Raw genomic sequence first — 24,663 nt, forward strand, 5'->3', positions numbered from 1 at the left:
GTTAATCACCCTTTCATATCAATTTTATTTGCTAAAAAATCACGGTATTTTTGCAAAATTTGTGGATACTTATTTTTCTCAGGAGTAAATTTCTTAATCTCAAATGAATGACTAATTATTCTTCGTGCTAAATAAACATTTAAGATATCACCTTCCGTGATCATCTGAACAATAATATTTCCAACTGCTGTTGCTTCACTGGGACCAGCATAAACATCTACATCTGCAATCGTTGCTGTTAATTGATTCATCAGCTTTACATTTGATCCACCGCCGACAATATTGAGACTATCAATCCGATAGTTAAGAATTGTATCCAAAATTGCAAGTTCGTTTGCATAATATAGTGAAAGATTTGAATAGACTGCCATTGTCAGTTGGCCAGGTGTTATAGGAATTCTTTGCCCTGTTTCTTGACAATATGCCTGAATTTCACTAATCATATTGGCAGGATTTTGAAAGCGTTGATCATTTACGTCAATAAATTGTTGAAAAGGTGGTTCCTGTTCCGCCAAATTTGCCAATTCCACAAAGCTGTATTGATCGTGAAGTTCACGCTTAATACTTTGAATAATCCATAATCCCATAATGTTTTTAAGGAATCTGTAGGTGCCATAAGCACCCCATTCATTTGTATAATTCTCACGAAATGCCTGTTCCCCATTTTCTGGTGTATTTAACTCAGCGCCAATCAGCGACCAAGTTCCTGAGCTTAAATATGCCCAACGTTGCCCAATCCCAGGGGTCCCAACCACTGCAGAAGCAGTATCATGCGTTGCAACGGTAATTATCTTTGTTTCCGGTAAATCGTAAGTAGTCTTCAATTCTTCCTTAAGATTACCTAGTACTGTGCCCGCTTCGACTAACTTAGGGAATTGAGATTCCTTTACATTCACTTTGGATAAAAGATGGTCATCAAACAAACCTTCTCTTAAACTCAGCATTTGTGTTGTTGATGCATTAGTAACTTCTGTAACCGCTGTGCCTGTTAGAACATACCCGATATAATCAGGAATCATCATTATTTTGTCCGTTTTAGCCAACAGCTCTTTGTCCTCTTCAAAAAGTTGGTACAAAGTATTAAAATCTAAAAATTGGATACCTGTTTTTTGATAAATATATTTTTTAGGTAGATCTGTAGTCAATCGCTCAATGCTCCCTTCAGTCCTAGCATCGCGATATGAGACTGGATCCTGCAACTTTTTTCCTTGACTATCAACTAAGACGTAATCGACCGCCCAAGTATCAATCCCAAGAGTCACAGCATTATAACCAGCTTTTTTGATTTTCTCCAAACCTATTAGAATTTCAGCAATTAACTTATCAATATCCCAACGATCATGTCCTTGGACATTCGCAAATCCGTTTTTAAAACGATGCACTTCTTTCAATTTCAGTTTATGATCAACTAACTTTGAAAGTATTAACCGACCACTTGATGCCCCAATATCAACCGCCACATAGACCTTTTCCATAAATTCCACTCATCCTCTCAACATCGTTCCTAATCCTGATCCTCACCATATCTTTCTTTAGTGATCTGGGATAATGTTTTATGCCGTGTATTCGGTGTCCAAATCGAACCGACGAGTAAGGATACCAATAACAAGGCAATCATTGCAGTTCCTGCTGTCTTAAATCCTAGGCCAGACAAAATCATCGGAAAGACAATTGACCAAATTCCAGCTGTGCCACGAACCACAAAAAACATGAAGCCTTGAGAACCAGCCCTGAACTTTGTGGGAAATAACTCCACTGCCCACAATGCATACCATGCTTGTGCACCAATTCCAGCGGAAATACCCCAAATAATTACAAAGCACCATAAAGCTACCCAACCAAAGCCGATGTAGGTTAGAATAACCCACGAAATCACAGCCATTGCGGCTCCTACAAAAAAGAAGAGACGATGATTGATTCGATCGCCGAACAATGCAAATCCAAAATATCCAGCAAGTGCTGTAAAAATCCAGAGCACTGCCTGCAGCATATTGGCTTGTGTATTATTAAGTCCTCCGACAGTCTCGTAAACAAATGGCATGAAAAAGCCCATTGCTCCAGCAACTAAATTCCAAAAAACGTAAACTCCGCAAAGAAACAGAATGCTTTTGACTGAGATAAGATTCGAAAACAAATCCCGATAGGGGTGAACTTCAACTGCAGCTTCTTTTTCTCTTTGTTTCTGATCAATCCAATCCTGAGATTCTGGCAGCCTTCTTTGCAAGCTCCAGGCGATAAATGCAACGATTGTTAAAAATGCAAATAATATTCGACTGCCAGCCAAGCCAAGTGGCGCAAGCAAAGTCCCAGCAACAAAAATAATAACTGGACCCATTGACCACGCAAACTGTGAAATCCCAATGTTATGTGCCCGACTTGTATCTCCAGAAGTTTCTCCAATATAAGTCCAAGAAGCCGGCACACCCGCTCCAACTGCAATTCCAGTCACTAAAAATCCTAATAGCAACATTGCAAAATTCAATGAAAAAACCACAATTAAGGTTCCCAGCATATAAATCAGCATGTCATACGTATAAATCATTTTTCTTCCAAATTTGTCTGAAAGTCGCCCGCCAATAATTGCTCCAAGAGCTGATCCAAATGCATTCGCACTTAATGCGCCTAATAAACCAACTTCAAAATTATTCAACCCAAAAGATTTTTGCCATAAAGTTAATCCTGAGGCACCTGCAACAATCGAACCTGAATCTAAAAAATTTGTAAGTGAAACCGCCCAAGTAGATGCTGTTGAATTCTTGTTATCCATTTAGACACCCCTCTTCATATTTTTCGGATATCCATCTTGTATACAAATAGATTACACCATTTTGTGTATCCGCTTTCAATGACAGATAAATAGCTTTTTTCTATCATATTTACATATTTAATCTGCTAAAATTTTGATCCTCAAAAATATTTTTTTAAAAACAGCTGCTAGACTAACAAAAGAGAGTAACAAAAAACATTTGGTGCACATTTCAGCACTAGCTGTTTGGAAACCAAGAACACAAAAAAAGAGTTCGCGACTTTTTGTCCCAAACTCTTCTATCCTTGTAATTTTTTAATTCCTTGCTGCAACTAAAAATAATGTTTGCCCACACGCCTATTTTTAAAATACATTGTTATTGAATTGCCGCTCAGCCAACGGTTTTTCTTTATAAAATTCATAATATTTTTTGTAAAAATAACTTTTGTTCGTAATTCCAACTGCCTCGATTATTCTGCTTATGGGTAATGTTGTTGAAGTAATCAAAGTATGTGCTTGAGTCATTTTTTTTTGTAAAATTACTTTTGAAAAAGGCTTCCCAACTTCCCTTTTGAAAATATTGCTAAGGTAATTTTTATTATAGTTGTATTTTCCGGCTACCTTATCCAAACTAATTGTTGCATAATTTTTATCAATTTCGGCCAACATTGCTATCACCAATTTTTGTGATTTGTTATTCTTTTTGACATCCGCAATGTGATAATCCCTCACCAAATTAGTAATCAAGATTTGCAGATACGCCTTAATTACAGAATCAGAAAATTCTCTTTTTCGGAAATATTCCTCTATTATTTCATCTAATATTTCAGAAATTTTATGATTGTGCGCCGTCCGGAAAATCAGATAATCCTGTTTGCTGCTATTTTCACCCATTGAACTTTTTAATAAAAAGTCATACAATACGCTGCGACTTCTACGTAAATCCTTCAACAGTTCAATATTAATATTACTATTTCTGAAAAGGATGTTAATCAACAAATCGTCCTCACCCAAAGCTGCTATCGCATGTTCGGCACCAACATCTAATAATAGTAAATCTCCTTGAACAAGTTTTACCTTATTCCCATCTACAACTTGACTAGCATTTCCTTTTAACATGTAATTAATTTCTAAAAACATGTGCGTATGTTTAGGGTAGGCAGCAAAACGATTGTGTTTACTAATATAGATATCCTTATTCCTAAAAAAATAGTCGTTCAAGACTTTCAGCTTATCCTTTTTTGATGCTTCCTTATTAATCGCACTAGCGGGCATTTCTTCAACATACTTATGATTCTTTTGCTGCTCGGCTTCTATTGCATTAAACGTACTTAGCATATTCAAAACCCTGCTACTTAGCACCGTTATCCCTCCCACTCAAATCGCATATCCTATTTTAGTGTCTTTGATTTTCATGAAATCGTTTTCCAACATAAGAATAACATATCCTGCAGTACTTCCATAGCAAAGCTTTAGCTTTCGATGTGCCCAACACCTCATCAGAATGCACGATTTTTAGTGAATGGTTTTACCTCGCTGCCGCAGCAAATAAACTAAAGTGGCAACCAGTAAGACTGCTGCCCCCACGATCACGGAAATTCGCGTATCTGGATTAATGAACATAAAAATTACAATTACAATTAACATGCCGAAAGCAAAGTAATTGGAGTACGGATACAGCGGTAATTTGAAAGGATGGGCTGTCATCAATTCTGGATTTTCTCTCCGAAAACGCAATTCCGCTAAAAGAATCACAAACCACGGGATCATCCCTGGAAGAACGGAGGAACTAAAGACCACTACAAACAGCTCAGCAGTTGACTGCTTGTAAATCGTTGCAAGCATATTAATTGCAAAACCAACCAAGATACCACCAGCAATCCCTAAGATTGCAGCATCTGGAACCACTCGCTTAGATAATCGTCCAAAAATTCTGGGGGCATTTTCCTCATGTGCCAACTTAAAAAGCATCCGGCTGGAAGAATAAATTCCAGAATTGGCTCCTGACAAGGCGGCTGTCAGAACAACAAAGTTAATTATGGCAGCCGCCGCTGTAATCCCCACTTTTGCAAAAGTCGAAACAAATGGCGAGCCAACTGCACTCAATTGATTCCAAGGATAGATCGTGACAATCACAAAAATTGCACCTACATAAAAAATCAAGATACGAAAAAGCACTGATTTAACAGACTTTACAATTGCTTTTTGCGGATTGGCGACTTCTCCGGCCGAAATTCCTAATAACTCAATTCCTTGGTATGAGCCAACGATGATCGACATTGAGAAAAAGAAGCCCTTGAACCCTCCTGTAAAGAAGCCCCCATGTTGCCAAAGATTGCTAAAGCCGACCGGGTGTCCTCCATTGCCAAAGCCAAAAAAGATGACCATCAATCCTAGAAGAATCATCAAGATAATCGTAATTACCTTAATCATTGCAAACCAGAACTCTAAAGAACCGTATGCTTTAGCACTGGCAAGATTCGCAAGAACTAAAAATATGATAATGATTATTCCTGCTGCAAAGGGGTTGATTTGCGGCCACCAATATTTGAGATATTCAGTTGCGGCAACAACCTCTGACATTCCAACAATTATGTATTCAAAAACATTTGCCCATTTAGCTAGATAACCGGCTAAGGGATGCACATATTCCGTGGCATAATCAGCAAATGACCCCGTTCCTGGATTAACATAGATCATCTCACCCAGCGCGCGCATCACAACATACAAAATGAGTCCCACAAATATATAAGCTAACAAAACGGATGGTCCGGTCCATTTGATCGTTGCGGCTGATCCCATAAATAAGCCGACTCCGATTGCTCCACCCAGAGAGATCATCTCCATTTGCCCGGCAGTCATGGAGCGTTGGAGTTCAGGCGCATTATTCGACTTTTGTTTCATTTGTTCTTCCTCCAAAAAAGCTGGCAGACAGTAGTTTCACTGGCTCGCCAACTGTTTCATTTTCTACATAAATTCAACTATGTACAATCATAGCATATTAAATAGAAGTGCGACTTGCAGCGTTCAGCCTACAAAGACTATGCAGCGAATTACAAAGTAACCTGGGTTGGGGTTACGCGTAATTCGAGCTTAGACTTAGGCGGCTGCTGCTAGGAACACGTTAAATAGAAGTGCGACTTGCAGCGCCCAGCCTACAAAGACTATACAGCGAATTACAAAGTAACCTGGGTTGGGGTTATGCGTAATTCGAGCTTAGGCTTAGGCGGCGGCTAGAAGCACTTCTAAAAAAGGGACACTGTTGATTGCCATTAGGCATTTACCCAACGATCCATCCACTTTATTTAACCGGTTTAAAACTTACACTAAAGAAAAGCTGATCGTCACGATAGCGCACACTTAGTTTTGCCTTGAAAGTCGCTATTAAGCTCTGTGCCATTGAAAGTCCGATTCCAAACCCTTTTTTCTGACTATTATGTGATTTATCGTCGCGATAAAAGCGTTCAAAAAAGCGGCTGTAGTTGCTGTTCTTTCCTGCAACATAAGTGTTTCCAACCAAAAGAGTCACTCTTCTTTGCCGTTTATCAGTTGTTAAATATGCGGTAACGGTTCCTTTGTCATCACAATATTTGTTAGCGTTGTCGAGAAGAATGTTACATAGCTCGTAGAAACTGTTCTCATCAGCCCTAATTTTTAATCCCGGCATGACCTTAACTTTAAAAGTCTTATCTTCTTGCATTATAATTGCTTTAAAGCTATCTGTTGCACGTTTAAAAGTCGCGGAAGCATCGATTGTAGTTAAAGTTACTTTAGGCTGCTCTTCCATCCGTGCTAATGAAATTAGATTGTTAATCAAGCGGGTCAAGCGATCCACTTGCTGCTCGTTGCTAGTTGTCCACTCAGATTTTCCATTCATTAACTCTTGCAGCTCAGTGTTAGCCTTAATGATCGACAATGGCGTTTTCAATTCATGCCCTGCATTTGTAATAAATTCTTTCTGCCGCTTTTCGGCCTGCACAATCGGCTTAATCGCTCGTTTAGAAAACGCAATTAAGATTAAGGTAAAAAGCAATAGGCTGATCGCCCCGAGAAACAAGCCAATTTCCATAATATTATTAGTACTTTCCATAATAACTGACTCATCTAGGAAAACAATATTCGTCTTGCCGTGTTTGTGTGTAACTTTATATGAATAATTTGACATGACAGAACGAATTGTCCCGTCCTTTCGTCCACTGCGGTACACTCGGCGACCAAGATCCATAATGGTATCTCTAGAAATGCTGATAATATGGGTATCATCCAGTGCCGTTTGTTTTCCTTTTTTATCAAAAGAAACACTGAAGTAGCGGTATTGATACAAACTTTCTTGGTTAAAAGAAGGTCCAAACCGTTTTTTTACATTTTGTGTATTAATCTGTGAATTTATCTGTCCATCATTTTGAGAAAGAATAATCAGTACATTATTAATCTGTTGTTTAGCACGATATGCTGAAATACCGATTATGCTACCAATGACCGTCAATAAAACAATGAACAAAGCGGCTGTAGAAAGTCCAATAAAGCGATATCGAAATTTCTGAATCATTTAAAGCCCCCCTTTATCAGTCTTGACTAGCTGGTAAGGGCCACCCTTTTCTCCCCGAATTTCGACGTGAGCATTCACCGCACGCAGTTTTTGCCGCAGATAAGAAATATAGATCCATAACGTCTCTTGTTCAACATCTTCATCATTATCCCAAATATGCTCAATCAAAACATCGCTGGCAATTTCTTTATTGGCATTCAAAATCAGCAGATTCAACAGCCTCGTTTCTTTGGCCGAAAGACTGATAGAGTTAAAACTCTCAAGCCGCTGTTCATTACTATCAAGGGTGATGTCACCAAAGTTCAAAACATCATTGCCATAGTCTTCAGTTCTTCGCTCGAGTGAACGCAACCGCGCTAACAGTTCCTTTAGTGAAAACGGCTTAGTCAGATAATCATCCGCACCAGCATCAAGGCCAGTGACCTTATCGTCAACTTCTGACATTGCCGTTAACATGATTACATAGGTTTGATCCCCCGCAGCCCGAATCCTTTTTAACGCCTCAATCCCTGTCAAAAGCGGCATCATGATATCAAAAATCATTAAATCGTAAACACCTTGACTAGCTTTTTCAACAGCCTCTTGCCCATCATAGACAGGAACAACGCTATACCCTCTGCTGTTTAATGCTGTAACCAGCACCTTAGAAAGTTGTTTTTCGTCTTCAGCTAGTAATATTCGCATGCTAAAAGCCTCCTTAATGATTTTCATGAATCAACTGCCGAATTGTCTGCATTTGGACATCGCAAGAAGCCAGTTGATCTGCACACCGTTTTAATTCTTTAACAATTTGTTTTGAATTTTCAATCGTATGTTTATATTTCATCTCATGCTCTAAGCTAGCCCAAGAGTCCATGGCAATTGTCCGTAACTGAACCTCTACAAAGTACCCGCCAGGCGTAGCTTCAGCGATTGCTGGATACGAAGTTGCAACTTTTAAAATAAGATGATAACTCCGATATCCATTCGGTTTGGAGTGAGTGATATAGTCTTTTTCTTTGACAACTGTACACCAATCTGCAGCCTTCAAAAGTTCAATAGCACGATAAACATCATCAATAAAGTTGCAGACAATTCGGACCCCAATCGCATCTTTGCAGTCATAGAGTGCGCCTTGCGGAGACAGTGGAAAACCTTTACGCTGACACTTTTCTGTCATACTTTCTTCGGTCTTAACACGCCCAATTAAATGTTCATACAACTTTGTCTTATTATTAGCAATTTCTTTCTGGTTAAGGGCGTTTAATTTCCCCAACACATCGTCCCTTATTTTTGTGAGATAAGGTTTGAACTCCCCATATATTTCCATAATCGTCATTCCTTTAATCTATATCAATTAAACATTATAACAGTCTTCATGCCAATTGCTATCTAAACAAGGGCATTGCGTCAGAAATTAAAATTTGCTCAATTCCTCTCATGCTTACCGCTAAAAATGTTTTATACGTTAAACCTTCTCTTTTAACGCAGCTTGTAGATAACTTTCATCATTGACATTTGGAAATGTACTATCATACACCATACCAGCAAAATATTAAATTTATGTGTAAAAAGATTGAATAACAGCTAACTTAACCTTTTATTGAGAAATGCCACAGTTTTCAAACAAGTGATCTAACTACTCATTCCAAGCTAAAGTGGTGTAAAATCTAAGCATAGAATGAGTTTTTTTTAGGTAACACTTAATCTTGAGGAGGTTTAAACATGACATCTGTCTTCTTAGTTGGCGCACATGGCAAGGTTGGACGGTTGCTAGTTCCAAAGTTGATTAATCAAGGACTGACGGTCTCAGCTGGGCTGCGAGACCTCGCACAAGCGTCCGTTTTACCTGATAGCCCGCTTGTCATTCCACAGCATTTTGATTTAACAGCCTTACCCGAAACCATCGCACACCAATTCAAACAAAGCGGCGCTGATACGATCGTTTTCTCAGCCGGTTCTGGCGGCAATACGGGTGATGATCAGACACTGATTGTTGACCTAGATGGGGCAATCAAGACCATGGAAGCTGCCCAAGTTGCCGGAATTACGCGCTATATTATGGTCAGTTCTGCAGCCAGCAACCAACGTGAACTTTGGGACAAAACTGGTATTAAGCCCTATATGATCGCAAAATACTACGCTGACAAAGCGCTTATTCAAACTGACTTAGATTATACCATCGTGCGTCCAGGTCCGCTCACAGATTCTCAAGGAACTGGCAATATTAAGTTAGTTTCAAAAAATGCCGCTTTAACGGATTTAAGTATTCCTAGAGATGATGTCGCAGCGGTAATTGCTGCAATTATTAATAATCGCAATACGTTTCGTAAAAGTTACACTCTCGGCGGTGGGACCATCAGTATCAAAGATGCCTTTAAAATCTAAGTAATATCCAGCGCTTTAAGCTTAATCTCAGAAAAAACTGACATCTTCGACTCAGACTGCGTCAAAGGTGCCAGTTTTTTGTATTTTTCAATTATGAGCGTAAACTCATCATTGTGTTAAATAATTACTCCGCAGGCTCGGCGATTAAGGTTTCCGGCAAGAGTCGCTGTGCAACAGGGGAATCTTCCCCAACAAAGAAGTAACTGTTATGCGCATCACGCAGCACATAACCAATTCCACGGCCCAAGATATTTGTTCCATTTAAATACTTAGCAGACCAACTGGTAATTTTAACACTCGGATCAAGCGGCTTATGCGTTGAAGCTTGAATAGCAGTAAATAAATCTGGGTATTCGGTTTCCAGCAAGCTTAAGAAAGCACCACCGTATTGTTTTTGGTACTCTCCACCGCCAATTGTGTTGGCGACATAGAGCAAACGATGAATCTTAGAATCAGCCAGTTGATTACCGCGTTCATCGGTTCGATTAACCGTGACAAGCTCTTTTGTAGGCAGGTTATAAAGCTGATCCGGGACCCAGTCAGCAATTGCTTGAATACCGGCTGCATGCAGCGCCTTGAGTGCATTGCGCAGATCATCAACTGTCCCATATTTGGTAGGTGTACCAAAACCTAGATCATAGCGATCAGTAAATGCATACCCATTATCAATCGTCGCATCCAAGAATGTGTGATCGCCACTTGAACGATACTGTGGTGCCAGTTCGAAGCTCGTAATTCCTAACGCTTTAAATAGTGCTGTCTTCTTGGCAATCACGACATTGGCATTTTCATCATGTGTTTCTGGATAAGAAATGAAGTTCGAAAAGCCTTCAAAAATAACATTTGAATCTAACGCAGCGTTTGAATGGAAAATTTTCCCATCAGCTTGTGGAAGTGTTGTCGCAGTTGTCCGCGCATCTTGAGTCGCACTTGCACCTGCTGGCACCCAAACTGCTAGATACCCAGTCACTGCTGGATTAGCATATCCTTGAACACTCGTGTTAGCTTCGGTCTGCCCATTAACTACGAGATTCTGATTGGTAAAAATCAGATCACCTGCGTCATTAGTATAAGCTAACGGTGCACCTTCATCAGTTGGATAATTGATTACTCCAGTTTCGGTGGTCAAAACAGCTGCCCGGTAGGCTTGCTTGCGATGAGCAGCCCCCATATGCAAAATCACTTGTGCGCCATCTTTTAATTCTAAGGCAGTATTATTGCCAATCACTACTCCAATTCCTTCAGTCCGCGTTTCTGCCGTTCCCTGATCAGCGGCCGTCATCGCTCCTTTACCGAAACGTACACTGGTCAAAATATCATTGCTGTCAACAGACATCGTCTGCCCTCCAGCCACGTACTTGATTCTTGTTTTTAATAGGTTAGCAATTGTGTCATAGTAAATTGTCTTATTAGCCAGATATTGACCACCTTCCAGATACATATCACCATAATAAACTCGCGGAATTGAATCCTTGTTAGTCAAAAGCATTGCATAAGCACTTGGCATATTATAGCGATTATATTCTTTAGTGGTTGAGGCTTGATCTGCATAATAGAGTTCCAAGCCCTGTTGTAATTGTGCCCAGGTAAAGGCTCCGTATTCTCCGCCAGTAGCTGCTTGAACAGCTTTTTGAATCTGGTCTTGTGAATTAGAATCATGTGCACGCACAAACGTGTAGTTTGGAATTGCAGTATTTTCAGTACTATCATTTGCCCGATTAATCAAATACCATTGTAAGAAACGTGCCATCTTGTCGTTGGCTTCAGGACCGCTTTCCAAAGAATAATTCATCTGACCGACAACATAATCGTCCATCGTTAACTGGTTAGCACCTTGATCAAAGATATACTGTGGATCGTCTGAACCCCAGTCCTCTAAAATCGATAAATGTGCATTAGCCGCCTGATCATTTTGATCGACATGATAAGCGTTTTTAAAGTATTCCGCTGCGATTTGCAATAAGTCCGCGTCAACATTATCAACTGCATCTACGCGAATTCCATCAAAATTGGCGGTCGCATCATTGGCAGTGATGGTACCAAAATTCATTAAATAATGTAACCAGTTCAATTCTTCAGCCTGCACAATCGGGTTGGAATTATCAATATCGTTGGCCAAGAGAAATTCCGAGCCTTTATTTTCATTATTCTTAATATATGAAGGCACATAACCTAGAATACGAGCTTTGGAATTGGCCTTGGGAGTACGCTTACTGTTTTGATAAGCTAAGAAACCGCCCTGAAGCGACTGCAGGCCATCTGAACTGACATCTTCAGAAGATTTATTCCAAATCTCTTCTGTTTTAATAAAGTTATGCAGCAATTGGCGCAACCAGTTGGCGGTTGCTGTCAGCATCAAATTCTTTTCAAATGCAATTTGTACGTTTTGCGCAGCGCTCGCGAGTACTCTGAAACTATCATTAGCTGAAAATTGCTGCTTACTTTGCACAATTCCTTGTGCAACCAGATAGTTCAAATAGTCAGCTTGAATGGCCTTACTTGGCCACCAAGCCATTAGCAGCGGGCGAAAATCAGTCTCAGTTGTTTTGACCCAACGCTGTCCATCACTTAAAATTTCTGTGGGCCGATACCATGAATCAGCTGTCAAATATCCATCAATATTCTCAAAACTCTTTGCAGTGTAAGAATAAGCAACATTATGAGCTGCAAAGGCTGCGATTGCTTTTGCTGAACTCGGCTGACTTGGAATAGTTTGTGCAACTAGTTCAACGACCTGCCCCGTTAGGACATCAGAATAATAACTTTTGCCATTAACAGTTTCGAGTGTATCTTTAGCTAAATATCCATCTTCATCAAAATAATAAGTTGCCCCCGCAATTGTTTGTAATCCAGTTACGTATGACCCAATGCTATTGAAGTAGTAGATGTGTCCATCTTGAGCGGTAAAAAATCCTGAAGCTGCTGGAGTACCATCGCTTTGATAAGCAGTTTTTTGACTGCCGACTGTCAAAACATACGGAATTGCATTACCTGAGGACTTATCAAAGTAGTAAGTCACCCCTCCAACCTTTTCAAATTCACCTTTAAGCTGTGCACCGGAAGTCTGATCAAAGTATTGTAAGTTTCCATCTACTTTGTTCAACCCCTTGAGCTTGTTTCCATGACTGTCGAGATAAAACCAGGTCCCGCTGACTTCTACATATCTGCCACCAAAAATAATGGGTACATCAGGACTATTTCCAGCAAAAACGGTTTTTGTAGAATTTTCTCGTTGCTGCCGTTTGCCAATATGTTTATGCTCATGTGGCTGCTGACCGCTTCCGCGAGTCCTCCTTATTTTTGCGTGGACTTCATCAAACTGAGCTTGTGCTTCCATTTCTAATTGTTCCATCTAAAAAACTTCCTTTCCTTTAAGATTGATTTCATCTTAAGCCCGGATTTCAAGATCATCAAACGTATGTTCGCTTTTATTTTAAAAAAAGTGAATACCAGCTTACCAACCCATTTTTGGCATGCTAATATTCACTAAATATCTGCGGTTTGATATTCAAATTAGTATTTCACTTGAATTTTCTTTTTCCTTCTAAAGGATGCTTTCTTTAGTTTCCGGATCAAAGAAATGTGATCTGTTCAAATCAAATCCTAATTCCACAATTTGATCAGGATCTAAATAATCACGTGCATCTACTTTAGAAACAAATTCACTGTCACCGACTTTGGTATATAAAATTGATTCCGATCCTAGTAATTCTGAAACGACTACTTTGGCTTTAACGGTTGCACTTGGGAAAGTTTCAATAAAAGCTCGTTCTGTGTGGATATGTTCAGGTCTAACTCCCAAAATGAGCTTCTTTCCTTCGTAACCTGCCTGTTTCAAAACCTTATTAATTCCTTCTGGAACAGCAAGGTTAAAGGTCCTTGCTTCGGTCTTGACATATCCATCTTGGAGAGTTACATCGAAGAAGTTGGTGGCCGGTGCTCCAATAAAATCAGCCACAAAAACATTGACCGGTTTTTCATAGACTTCCCGCGGTGTTCCAACCTGCTGGATCTCACCATCACGCATTACAACGATTCTATCTGCCATCGTCATTGCCTCAGTTTGATCATGAGTTACGTAGATCGTTGTTGTCTTTAGACTTCTATGCAATTTTGCAATTTCAGCGCGCATCGACACTCGTAATTTAGCATCTAAGTTGGATAAGGGTTCATCCATCAAAAAGATCGGTGCGTCCCGCACAATAGCTCTGCCCAAGGCAACTCGTTGTCGCTGTCCTCCTGATAATGCTGCTGGTTTGCGTTTTAAAAAGTCTGCTAAACCTAAGATCTGAGCAGCATTTTGCACACGTTTTTCTATTTCTACTTCACTATATTTTCTTAATTTCAATCCGAATGCCATATTATCAAAGACAGTCATATGCGGATAAAGTGCATAGTTTTGAAAAACCATTGCAATGTCGCGGTCCTTAGGTGCTTCATCGTTTACCTTTTTTTCATCAATGTACAATCCTCCCTGAGTAATTCCTTCAAGACCCGCGATCATTCTCAATGTGGTAGATTTTCCACAACCAGAAGGTCCAACAAAAACGATGAATTCTTTATCCTTTATCTTCAAGTTAAAGTCTGTTACTGAGTACCCTTTAGCACCTACATACTTTTTTGAAATATGTTCTAATTTTATTTCTACCATTCTTTCACGCCCTTTATCTTAATTGTTCTGAATCAGAAACTAGCCTCTTAATCTCTGCAATCACTTTAACAATTGCCCGATCCCAAACATCCCAAGTGTGGCTACCCTCAACTTCAATTAATAGGTTCTGGTATCCGTTTTGCTTAAGAAGTCTGCTGAAATCACAATTTTCTTGATAAAATTGATCCTCTCGTCCACATAGTTGCCAAATATATGGTTTTTCAGATTCACGATTACCGGCTCTAACCAAATTAAATAAATCGCTTTCAGAATTCTCCAACTTCTGCAAAGAGCCAAAAAGTGTTTGATACCACAGCTCACGTTCTTTGTTTTTCCGCCAGCTTCGAGGCATATCGAGTGCCGCTGACAAAAGGAAAGCGCTGTTGTATATCTCAGGATGTAGTAAAGCTGCTTGAGCGGCTCCAAACCCACCCATGGATAATCCACCAATAAAAGTCTGTTGAACATTTGCATTCAAATTAAACCACGTTCGGCATTTAACCAACAATTCTGTGCAAAGGTAGTCAAAATAGCGTTGTCCCGCTAAGTTATTTTGATAATAACTCCGCTCAGCTCGAGGCGTAATGATTACCAGCGATTGCTGGCTTGCATAACGTTCAAGTGCAGTCTGTGTAAACCAGCTATTTTCATCATCGCCTAAGCCGTGCAATAACACCAACACTGCCATGGGTTCCTTGGGTTCATCAGGTAACAGAACATTAATGCCCGTCTTCATTTGCAAACACTTAGAATAAAAATCAATGTGTGCAAGCATTTTTCATTCCTCCCAAAATTAAATTTTTAGGGAGTCCCTTCTAATCAATTTAGTTGTAACAATCTCATTTCGCGTAACATCATTTTCAATCATCTCTAAGAGAACCTCAGCTGTCTTTTTGCCCCATTGATGTTTTGAATAATCAACGGTCGCTAATTGCGGCGTCAGATATTGCCCTAAAAGATCATTATCATAACCCACGACCTTAACATCTCTTCCAGGAACAAGCTTATATTGCTTTAATCCTCTATACAAACCGAAAGCCATTTCGTCATTCAGTGCAAAAACGCCGATATCCCGACTCTTCATCTTGGCTATTTTAGCAGCTGCTTTTTCTCCACCTTCGATCGTAAAATCACACGGAATGACAACCACTGTTTGGTTATCCTTTAATTGAAATTCAGCCAAAGCTGCCTCAAGTCTTTTCTTCCCATCATAAGACGTGCTGGGCCCCGTCAAAATTGCAAATACTTCTGTCCCAGTCTCAATTAAAGCATCCACTGCTTCTTTAGCACCCTTTTCATTGTCTAAAAGAACATGGCTGACCAAGGGCAGCTCCAACTTTCTATCCATTAATACTAACTTATTGCCTTCTTCGGCCAATTCTTTGATCAAATCATTTGGAAAAGTGGGATCGAGGATAATAGCGCCATCAACTAATCCCTGTGAAATAAAAGCTCGTGATTGTTTTCCCCCTGATGCAACAATCAATTCATACCCGTTATTCTTCAGGACTTCTGCAACACCTGCCAACAGGTGGCCATAAAAGTAGCCGCCAAAATCTGGAACGTACATCTCAACTACTTTGGTTTTTTGCTTTTTCAAACTCCGACCTGCCAGATTCGGCGTATAGTGCAGTTCATCAGCTATTTTTAAAATCCGCGCACGTGTTTCTTTAGTGATTTTATCACTGTTATTCAGAGCATATGACACTGTTGAAATCGAGACCCCCGCTTTTTCAGCTATTTCTTTAATACCTGCCATAATATCCTCTTCCTCACCCATTATTATTTATCCATTTGAATGTTAAACCCTTGTAATATATATTTCTGGAAAATTATAAAAATTATTATTATAGGAATAACCATAAAAGAAGAACCAGCCATTTGCAAACCATAATCGGAAGTATGTTGTCCCTGCAACAATTGTAACCCAACTGATAATGTATAATACTTCTGATCATTTGCAATAATCAAGGGCCACAAAAATGCGTTCCAACCGCCAATAAAGGTCAAAATTCCTTGAACCGCTAAAACCGGTTTAGAGATTGGCAAAATTAAGTGAAAAAAGATATACCATTCTCCAGCTCCATCCAGTCTAGCAGCTTCAACAATCGAGTCAGGAATATTGGACATGAACTGCCTGAAAAGAAAGATGCCAAAAGCCCCAACTAATCCTGGTAAAATAATTCCCAGCAAAGTATTCGTAAGCTGCATCTGATTAAGTATCAGGTAAACAGGGATCATTGTTACTTGCCCCGGAATCATCATGGTTGCTAACACTGCCATGAACAAAAACTTGCGCCCTTTAAAATCAAACTTAGCAAAACCATAACCCGCCATGGCGTTTAGAAACAGACCGATAAATGAAGCTGCGGTAATAATCAATGTATTTTTAACATAAATGTCAAAACTGCCATTTGTAAAAAGATTCTTATAGTTGTCAATTGTCCAATGCTGCGGCCAAAAGCTCTGCGATAATGAAATTTCTGTACTAGTTTTGAACGATGACAAAAACATCCAAAGAAATGGAAGAATCATTAAAAAACCAAGGATCGTTAACACAACACCAATCAATACCTTAGAAATTTTACTTATATCCTGCATTCCAGTATCCATTCTGTTTTCCCCCTATTCTCCACGCTGTTTTTCTTGTAATTTAAACTGAATTATTGTAGCAACAATGATCGCCACAAACATTACAAAGGACCCAGCAGCAGCATAGCCAAAATTGCTATTTTGAAAACCATTTTGGTAGACAAATAGGGCAACAGAATTAGTACTATTCAATGGACCACCTTTAGTCATTACAAATGGTTCATCAAAGAACTGGAACCATGCTATCAGTGTAGTAACAGTTACAAAGAAGATTGAGAACTTAAGCGAAGGCAAGGTGATGTGGCGTGTCTGTTCCCAGTAATTTGCGCCATCAAGTTCAGCAGCTTCATATAAGGAACGTGGGACCCCTTGCAACGCAGCTAGAAAAATCAGCATATTAAGTCCGACAGCCTTCCAGACAGCTAGAATAATCAATGATAACTTAGCAACATTGGGATCTGTCAGCCAACCGATTGGAGCAATTCCAACTTTAGCCAGCAAAGTATTGAAAAGCCCTAAACTCGGATTATAAAGATAGGTCCAGACAACTGCAACTGCCACAGTATTAGTTATTGAAGGCGTATAAAAGACTAAGCGCATCATTTTGAAGAAACTATTTCTGCCACTATTAATTAGAATTGCAATCGTTAATGAAACAATAATCACCAAAGGTACCCCTACTACAACATAAACTACTGTATTTAGAATCGATTGTAGAAATGCATTATCTTGAAACAATTGTAGATAATTTGAAAGCCCGACAAACTTGATCTGTGACCAGTCGCCCAACCCAGTAATATCCAGACCTGTAAAACTAATCAGTAATGCGATGACAATTGGAACAAGCGAAAAAATTGCCAAAAGAAGCAGTGCGGGAAAAACAAATGTATATGGAACAATTTTTTTTAAAAAATTACTTTGCATCTAACTACCTCCTTTACAATGAGCCTTACCGGTAACAACTGGCAAGGCAGTTTTAAGATCTTATTTATCAATCAACTGCTGAGTTTGTTTATTAAACTTATTCATTGCTTTTTGAATATCACTGTTTTCCAGTGCCACCGGTTCCCAAGCTTTTAAGTAGTTCTGTCCAATTTCTTCCCATTGTTTTAATAATGGCATTGATTCAGAATTATTTAATTGCCTTCTGAAGACTTGAATCTTTTCGTTCTTAAGCGCACTATCAGTCCATGCAGATTTTAAAGTCGGCATTGAATTACTGTTTTTGTAATATGTGATTTGATTTTCACGCTTAGAAAGATATTTTAAAAGTTTAACCGCATTTGCCTTATTTTTACTATACTGAAAGACTGCTAAATTACCGCCTCCCGTAACTGATAAATTACTTGTTTTGCCCTTAGGCAGCTCAGCAACCGCCCATTGACTATTCTTCAATCCAGCTTCTTTTTCGATAGTTGGCAGCATCCAAGGGCCGGAGATGAACATTGGAATTGGAGCTTTTCCGCCAAATGACTGCGCAATCGTCAGCTTTTGATCTTGTTTAGGTGAAAGCCCATTTTGAATAAAACTATTTAAATATTTCAATGATCCTACCATTTCTGAACTGTTGAATTGTGTTTTTCCATTGGTTACTAATTGTGCTCCATTTTGACGTGCAAACATGAACCCAAAGGTCGGTTCGCTACTGTCGACGTTAAAGCCGTACATATTTTTGCCACGTTTTGCAAGCTTTGCAGCTACTTCATAAAGTTCACTCCAAGTCCTCGGAGCATGGTCATACCCTACACTTTGAAGAATATCTTTTCTGTAATACAAAACACGTGTTTCAACATACCATGGAACCGCGTAATATTTACCGCCAAATTTAGTTGTCTTTTCGGAACTGCTGAAATAATTATTAGGATTTAAAGTTTTGTCATTTTTAACATATTTAGAAATGTCCAACAACGACTTAGAACTGACAAAATTTGCCATCTGGGTCGTACCCATCAACATGATATCTGGGCCATTTTTAGATGAGGCCGCTGTCAATAATTTATCATTATATTGACTCCATGGAATACTTTGAATTTTAACTGAGATCCCTGTTTCCTTTGTAAATTTATTAATAATCGGCTTAACTGCCGTGTCTCCATCACCTGCATACCAAAATGTTAGAGTTTTGTTGGCAGCCGCTTTATTACTGCCACACCCTGTTAAAAATAAAAATAGTGCTAAAAGACTTCCAACCAGCAGAACCGTTCTTTTTAATTTTTTCATGATAAATCCCCCTTTTGTGAAACGTTTCTATAAGTATTATAACTTTTTTGGTAGCGATTACAATACTTAAATTAAAGCATTTTAATTTATAAAAAAAGTTTTTATACTCTTTTTTTACAGGTTAAACCTTTTTATGAGTGAGCAGCTTTTTAACCGCAGCCACATAAATTCCAGGCCCACTGCTATACAACCTCCAGCCGCCTTTAACTGGGATTGTTCCATGTTTCAATTCACTAAACTCCTGTTGTGCTTGATAGCGATCAGAAAATGCAGCATCAGAACTTGAAAAATACGTATTTGCTTGTCTTAAAACCGCATTAGGAACCCGTTTCTTGATCCCAATCGGATTGATTTGTAACAGTGCATCCCAAGCTGCACGTAAATCACCACATTCAATTAGAGCTTCCGCATATCTAATATGCGCATGCACATATAACAGACCGGCCTCTCTTCCAAAAAAGGCTGATTGTTCTGCCCTTTTGAAGATCTTGCTGATCCCACCTTGATATGTCGCAGGACGATCCATCAATCTCACCCCATCAGGAAAGAGTAAGTGCTCTTTAATTAAAGAAAGTGCTCTTTGCTTTTCATGTTCATTAAATACATGACTGAGAATCCCTTGTTGTAAGGGAAGTAGTCTATATTTAATCTGTGTGATTTTGTCTTCTGGATGAATGATATAATGAATTTCATTTTTAGAATCCATGCGAATAAAGCCTGGTAAAACAGTGTCTTTCATAAAATACTTTCTAAAATCAGCATTCATCTTTTCTTTCAATTCAAAAATTTCTTGTGAAAATTCATGGTCAAAATCTGCGGTCACTTCAGCCGTTAGTTCAAGTGTTTCAAGGGTTAACTCCTGCGTCCAAGTACTTGCCATCGTCTTTTTTTGTTCACTATTAGCAGGCTGCAGCGTATCATCCCAGTCACCATCCCCATAAGCAGAAACATAGGTTTGCGGCAAAAAATGGTTTTTCAGATACTCAACTTGCCTTTTAATATGGTCGATTAATTTTTCTTTTTTTGAAGTGAATTTTTTATCTTTCAGCGACATATACCTTAAAGACGTATTCAAGATTGCTGTATCCTGTGAAGCTTTCAAATATTCAGCAACAACTTTCAACGGCCAGACAATAATATCTCCATGACTTTCTGCAGCAAATTGTTCGGCATATTCATCAAACATAAACCACTGCGGCCAATTTCCATTTTCTATAAATTGATGCTCATACATCATTTTAATAATCGTCCCCACCGGTTGAGTATCTCCCAAAGCCAAGAATAGTTCCGCTGGTCCTTGAGAAACATCTCTTGTTCCCCAAGCAGCTCCGCCATATTGTTCAAGTCCATGAGGTGACAGCAGGTGCACCAAGGCATCATGAATGTACCATTTGATGATCAATTCTGTAGGTTGCAGGTACTCAGGGAGCAGGTCTTTAGCCTGCTTTAATTCCAGCTTCCGTACAAAACTGGTAATGAATTCTTCATTTTTACGCCGCTCATTTTCAACATCTTGCATCTTAGCAGCTTGTCCTTGCAGGCCAGTGATCACACTTAAGTTTGCACAACTTTGAAATTCGGCTACCAGATACTCCTCCGTGCCATTTCTTTCAAGTCTGACATCCGGTGAGTCTGCACATTCATAAGATAACGCATATTGTAGATATGGAAGCTTCTCCGCTAATTTACCGGCAGGTTTAACTTTCACATGGGTTCCTTGAATCGTGACAACTGCATCTTTCCCAAGAGTTGCAAGCTCAAGTTGTGTCCTGATCTTAAGCTCATACTTTTTTTGGCGCAGCGAACTGAATTCAAGTTTCAATTGATCTGAATCTGCTGCGGCTTCACCTTTGATAAGTAAAAAATCATCTTCAAGTTTGTAAATCCAATCTGCTCCATTAAAGCTCATCGCAAAAAGTGAAGGCATTGTTAGCAAACGGTCTTCCCCGTTTATTTTAATTAAAATACGTGTCCCGCTGTTTTTGAAATAGTTTAAAGAATTGCGAACGTTAGTCGTTAAGATGTTCATATTGGTATTGCCAAAAACAGTTTGAGACTCAAAGATTCCGCACATATACTGAGTTGTCGCCATCACAGCTGTCCCAGGTTTAGAGGTTGCTCCAGCCATCACAATATTGCCTGTCATTCGTTCCTGCCGTTTTTCTTTTGTTGGTAAGACAATATGTCTATCTCGTTCATCGAAAAACGAGAGTAGTTCGCCTGCTTCGCTTTCTTCAACTTGCTTTTTATGTGGATAGAAATAATTAATTTCGGTAGCTGTTAAAGATTCACCCGCTAGCGGCCGCTCCATAGTATGTTGCTTGACAGAAACCTTTTCAACACGTCCTCCAAAAGAATCAGTCGCAACATATTTTTCTTTAAGTTCGTTGAGATCAAGCAAAATTGATGTATTTGCGCTCTCCCTAGAATTAACATAAGCCGCATAGAAGACCCGTGTCACTGCTTGCTTACCAATTTCAAAACTTGGTGTCCTAAGCGCCGTCAGCGTGAACTCGTACTGATAGTTGCAGGAAGGTAAATCTTTTTCGATTAAGCCCTGAGGGATATTTGTTGCTTTGTACTCAGTGCCGTAAAATTGAAAACCATCAGTCGCATAACTCGCTAGCGGTTCCAAAGAACCTTGCTGCAAATAGGGGAATTTTCCATTTTGAGATTGATTTTGCCGCGAGCAGACAGTCACGTGTGCTTCATCTTGTACTACGTAATTATCAATATATTGTGAAGAATAGGCTTCGTTAGCGGTTACAAAGGCTTCTGCTCCTAAGCCTAAATCTTGCACATAAGTTAAATCGGCATTGCAGTTAGTTTCACTTGTTAAGTTGATTTTCCAAAACCACATACTTTCAACTAGAGTAAGCGTTACTTTATATGAAACTGCAGCGTACTTTCCTTCCCAGATTGCTGTGCGCTCGCCTACAAAAAAATCACTCTTGGATTTAGGACCTGTGAGCGCTAGAAAATTAGTGCTGCCATCTTCAGCGATTAATCTCAAATATAGATTCATCAGACTGCCATCACGCGTATTTCCTTTAACCTGGTTGATCATGGTATCTTTAGCTTTAATAAGCTCAATCGAACCATTATCAAGGAAACTGATCGAAATATCCTTACTCTTTATCTCATGCATCTTCTGTTCTCCCCCAACTTAAATGATTTCAAAAGAAATCTTTTTCTGTGCATTAGCATCAAATCCTACATATAACTCGTATGCTCCACGATCAACACTGCTCGTCAAATCTTGATGCACGTACGCTAATCTAGCTGTTGGAATCCTCATTTCAACCTTCTTTACAGTCTTAGCTTTAAGTGCAATTTTCTTAAACATTTTTAACTCTCTAACAGGACGTGCAGTCTCTGCAACGCATTGATGTGTGTAGCCCTGAATAACCGTTTGTCCATCAATCTGCGATTCATTTGCGACTGTAACTTCTAAACGTAGCTCATCGTTTTTAGCTACCTGATTGTTTGCCAGAACAACTTCTTTAATTTCAAACGTGGCATAGCTTTGCCCATAGCCAAAACAATATAACGGTGAGTTTTGTTCATCAATATATTTAGACAAATATTTATTTTCTTTGTCTAGGCTATCTTCACCTGTCAATGGCCGTCCTGTACGCAGACTGTTGTAATATAAAGGAATTTGCCCAATGCTTCTTGGAAAGCTCATTGGTAATTTGCCGCTTGGATTGATTGCCCCCGCAATAATTTCGGTTATCGCTTGAGCTCCTCTGCTTCCTGGAAACCAAGGTAATAAAACCGCATCTGACAGTTTGGAAACCTCAGTAAGCACTAAGGGTCTGCCGGTAACCACGAGCGTCACCACTTTTTTGCCAATCTTTTTAAGCGCTTTCAAAAGGGCCAATTGTTCTGCCGGTAACTCAAGGTGCGTCATGCTAGTTGCTTCCCCGCTTTGATCACTCGTCAAGCCGAGCGCAACAATCACGATTTGACTTGCTGCTGTTTTTTGCGCTAAAGCAACTAAATCCAATTCTTCTGCAGTAAAACTTTCTGTAAGTACCGTCATTTTTTTAAATTTACTCTGCAAGGCAGCTGCGATCGTCATGTTTTCATGAGAATCACCTTTCCAAGACCAACTACCCAACAGGTCTTTTTCTCGTGCCAAGGGTCCCAATAACGTAATCTTAGTATTTGGTGATAGAGGCAACAGATTTTCTTTGTTTTCCAGTAACACGGTGGACTCTTCAGCAGCTTTTTGTGCAATTTCTAAATTATCTTCTGTGAAAACATTTTTTTCTTCTTTTAAAGCATCCATTCCACGGAAAGGATCCGCAAATAATCCCAGCTCTTCTTTGAGTTTCAAAACACGGTAGACTGCTTCATCAAGCAAAGTAATCAATTCTTGCGGTACATGTTCTCTTTTTTCGAGTTGTCGGCCTAGCTCACGATATGCAAACGACATCATATCAATGTCAACTCCGGCTTTCAAAGCCTTTATCGCAGCCTCAGTTTGTGAAGAAGCTACTCCATGTTCCTTAAGCTCTCCAATCGCATTCCAATCAGAGATCAAAACACCGTTAAATCCTAGTTCTTTTCTAAGAATTGAGCGCATCAAAACTTGATTAGCAGTTGCCGGAACCCCAAACAAGGTATTAAAAGATGTCATCACAAGGCGGACGCCCGCTGCAAGTGCACGTTGATAGCCTTCTAGGTATTGATCTCTGAATTGCCATTCAGAAATATCTACAGTATTATATTCGCGTCCACCTTCAGCCGCACCATAAGCTGCAAAATGTTTCACACAAGCCGCAACGTGGTTTTCATCCAATGATTCCCCTCGTCCTTGAAAGCCCCTAACACTTGCTGCAGCTAAAGAACCATTCAAAAATGGATCTTCACCATTAGCTTCCATTACACGCCCCCATCGTGGATCACGAACCAAATCAACCATAGGTGCAAAAACTGCGTGTAAGCCCGAAGCTGCTGCTTCTTTGGCAGCAATTTTAGCTGCCTGTTCCACTAATTCAGGATCAAAAGAACTGGCAAGTCCCAATGGAATTGGAAAGATCGTCTTATATCCATGAACGACATCTGCCATAAATAACAACGGAATTTTCAACCGACTATGCTGCAAATAATCTGTTTGAATCTTTCGGGCCCGGTCAGCGCCGGAAATTCCCAATACTGAACCTACTGAGTACAATTCTTCAGTAGTCACCTTGGTTTTATCCGTTGGGCCGGTCAATGCAACTTCGTCTCCTTGAAAATAATCCGCACTTAGTTGCGAAAGCTGTTCAACCTTTTCCAGCAAGCTCATTTTGTCGATTAGCTCGGTAATTCTAACGGTCATAAAAAGTCTCCTTTCATTTCATTGAAACGTTTCAACAGGATTATATAGTATCTTAGTGGAACCGTCAACATCTTTTTGATAGCGCATACAGATATACGGATTCAAAAAGAGTATGCTCCATAAAGCAGTAAAACTTGAGTACTACCATGGAATTACAAACAACATGCGCCTTTTACGCTGAGTCATTCGCAGTTAAACAGAGTATTTTG

The 24,663-nt window shown here is 39.5% G+C and carries 17 protein-coding genes; 1 reads left to right on the top strand and 16 read right to left on the bottom strand.

Annotation, left to right across the window (positions count from 1 at the left end; genetic code table 11):
• Positions 1-5: 5 nt before the first annotated feature.
• The 7 genes from rhaB to FD50_RS11305 all read right to left on the bottom strand — a co-directional run bounded on the left by rhaB (position 6) and on the right by FD50_RS11305 (position 8,604).
• Positions 6-1,475: a rhamnulokinase gene (rhaB, locus tag FD50_RS11275; protein ID WP_056961794.1), complete on the bottom strand. Its 1,470-nt coding sequence runs from the start codon at positions 1,473-1,475 to the stop codon at positions 6-8.
• Positions 1,476-1,504: 29 nt separating this feature from the next.
• Positions 1,505-2,767, bottom strand: coding sequence for an MFS transporter (locus FD50_RS11280; RefSeq protein WP_056961796.1), 1,263 nt, complete (start codon positions 2,765-2,767; stop codon positions 1,505-1,507).
• A gap of 342 nt (positions 2,768-3,109) precedes the next feature.
• Entirely contained in the window at positions 3,110-4,108 is a 999-nt protein-coding gene (locus FD50_RS11285) for a helix-turn-helix domain-containing protein (RefSeq protein ID WP_156653543.1), read from the bottom strand.
• Between the two features lie 153 nt (positions 4,109-4,261).
• A complete protein-coding gene (locus tag FD50_RS11290) occupies positions 4,262-5,650 on the bottom strand; it encodes an amino acid permease (RefSeq protein ID WP_056961798.1) in 1,389 nt (462 codons plus the stop codon).
• A gap of 397 nt (positions 5,651-6,047) precedes the next feature.
• On the bottom strand, positions 6,048-7,295 hold the full coding sequence (locus FD50_RS11295; protein WP_056961800.1) for a sensor histidine kinase: 1,248 nt from the start codon (positions 7,293-7,295) through the stop codon (positions 6,048-6,050).
• Entirely contained in the window at positions 7,296-7,979 is a 684-nt protein-coding gene (locus FD50_RS11300) for a response regulator transcription factor (protein ID WP_056961802.1), read from the bottom strand.
• A 13-nt stretch (positions 7,980-7,992) separates the two neighbouring features.
• Entirely contained in the window at positions 7,993-8,604 is a 612-nt protein-coding gene (locus tag FD50_RS11305) for a GTP pyrophosphokinase (RefSeq protein WP_056961804.1), read from the bottom strand.
• A gap of 395 nt (positions 8,605-8,999) precedes the next feature.
• On the opposite strand from FD50_RS11305, the gene FD50_RS11310 reads away from it, so the two are divergent.
• Positions 9,000-9,662 carry an SDR family oxidoreductase gene (locus tag FD50_RS11310; RefSeq protein ID WP_056961806.1) on the top strand — a complete coding sequence of 221 codons (663 nt, stop codon included), beginning with the start codon at positions 9,000-9,002 and terminating at the stop codon, positions 9,660-9,662.
• A gap of 124 nt (positions 9,663-9,786) precedes the next feature.
• On the opposite strand, the gene FD50_RS11315 is transcribed toward FD50_RS11310, so the two are convergent.
• The 9 genes from FD50_RS11315 to FD50_RS11355 form a co-directional block, all read right to left on the bottom strand.
• The gene (locus FD50_RS11315) at positions 9,787-13,014 is read right to left on the bottom strand and encodes a glycoside hydrolase family 70 protein (RefSeq protein WP_056961808.1); all 3,228 of its coding nucleotides are present in this window, start codon (positions 13,012-13,014) and stop codon (positions 9,787-9,789) included.
• Between the two features lie 192 nt (positions 13,015-13,206).
• Positions 13,207-14,313, bottom strand: a complete 1,107-nt coding sequence (locus FD50_RS11320; RefSeq protein WP_054755747.1) for an ABC transporter ATP-binding protein — start codon at positions 14,311-14,313, stop codon at positions 13,207-13,209.
• A 13-nt stretch (positions 14,314-14,326) separates the two neighbouring features.
• Positions 14,327-15,088 carry an alpha/beta hydrolase gene (locus FD50_RS11325; protein WP_054755745.1) on the bottom strand — a complete coding sequence of 254 codons (762 nt, stop codon included), beginning with the start codon at positions 15,086-15,088 and terminating at the stop codon, positions 14,327-14,329.
• Positions 15,089-15,106: 18 nt separating this feature from the next.
• Complete coding sequence (locus FD50_RS11330; protein WP_056961810.1) at positions 15,107-16,072, bottom strand: LacI family DNA-binding transcriptional regulator; 966 nt, start codon at positions 16,070-16,072, stop codon at positions 15,107-15,109.
• 23 nt (positions 16,073-16,095) lie between these two features.
• Complete coding sequence (locus tag FD50_RS11335; RefSeq protein WP_082610540.1) at positions 16,096-16,926, bottom strand: carbohydrate ABC transporter permease; 831 nt, start codon at positions 16,924-16,926, stop codon at positions 16,096-16,098.
• Positions 16,927-16,938: 12 nt separating this feature from the next.
• Positions 16,939-17,829: a carbohydrate ABC transporter permease gene (locus FD50_RS11340; RefSeq protein WP_056961811.1), complete on the bottom strand. Its 891-nt coding sequence runs from the start codon at positions 17,827-17,829 to the stop codon at positions 16,939-16,941.
• Positions 17,830-17,889: 60 nt separating this feature from the next.
• On the bottom strand, positions 17,890-19,125 hold the full coding sequence (locus tag FD50_RS11345; protein WP_054755743.1) for a sugar ABC transporter substrate-binding protein: 1,236 nt from the start codon (positions 19,123-19,125) through the stop codon (positions 17,890-17,892).
• Between the two features lie 121 nt (positions 19,126-19,246).
• A complete protein-coding gene (locus FD50_RS11350) occupies positions 19,247-22,273 on the bottom strand; it encodes a hypothetical protein (protein WP_056961813.1) in 3,027 nt (1,008 codons plus the stop codon).
• A gap of 18 nt (positions 22,274-22,291) precedes the next feature.
• Entirely contained in the window at positions 22,292-24,454 is a 2,163-nt protein-coding gene (locus FD50_RS11355; RefSeq protein ID WP_056961815.1) for a glycoside hydrolase family 3 N-terminal domain-containing protein, read from the bottom strand.
• Between the last annotated feature and the right edge of the window lie 209 nt (positions 24,455-24,663).

Source organism: Liquorilactobacillus satsumensis DSM 16230 = JCM 12392 (genome assembly GCF_001435195.1).
Classification (GTDB): Bacteria; Bacillota; Bacilli; order Lactobacillales; family Lactobacillaceae; genus Liquorilactobacillus; species Liquorilactobacillus satsumensis.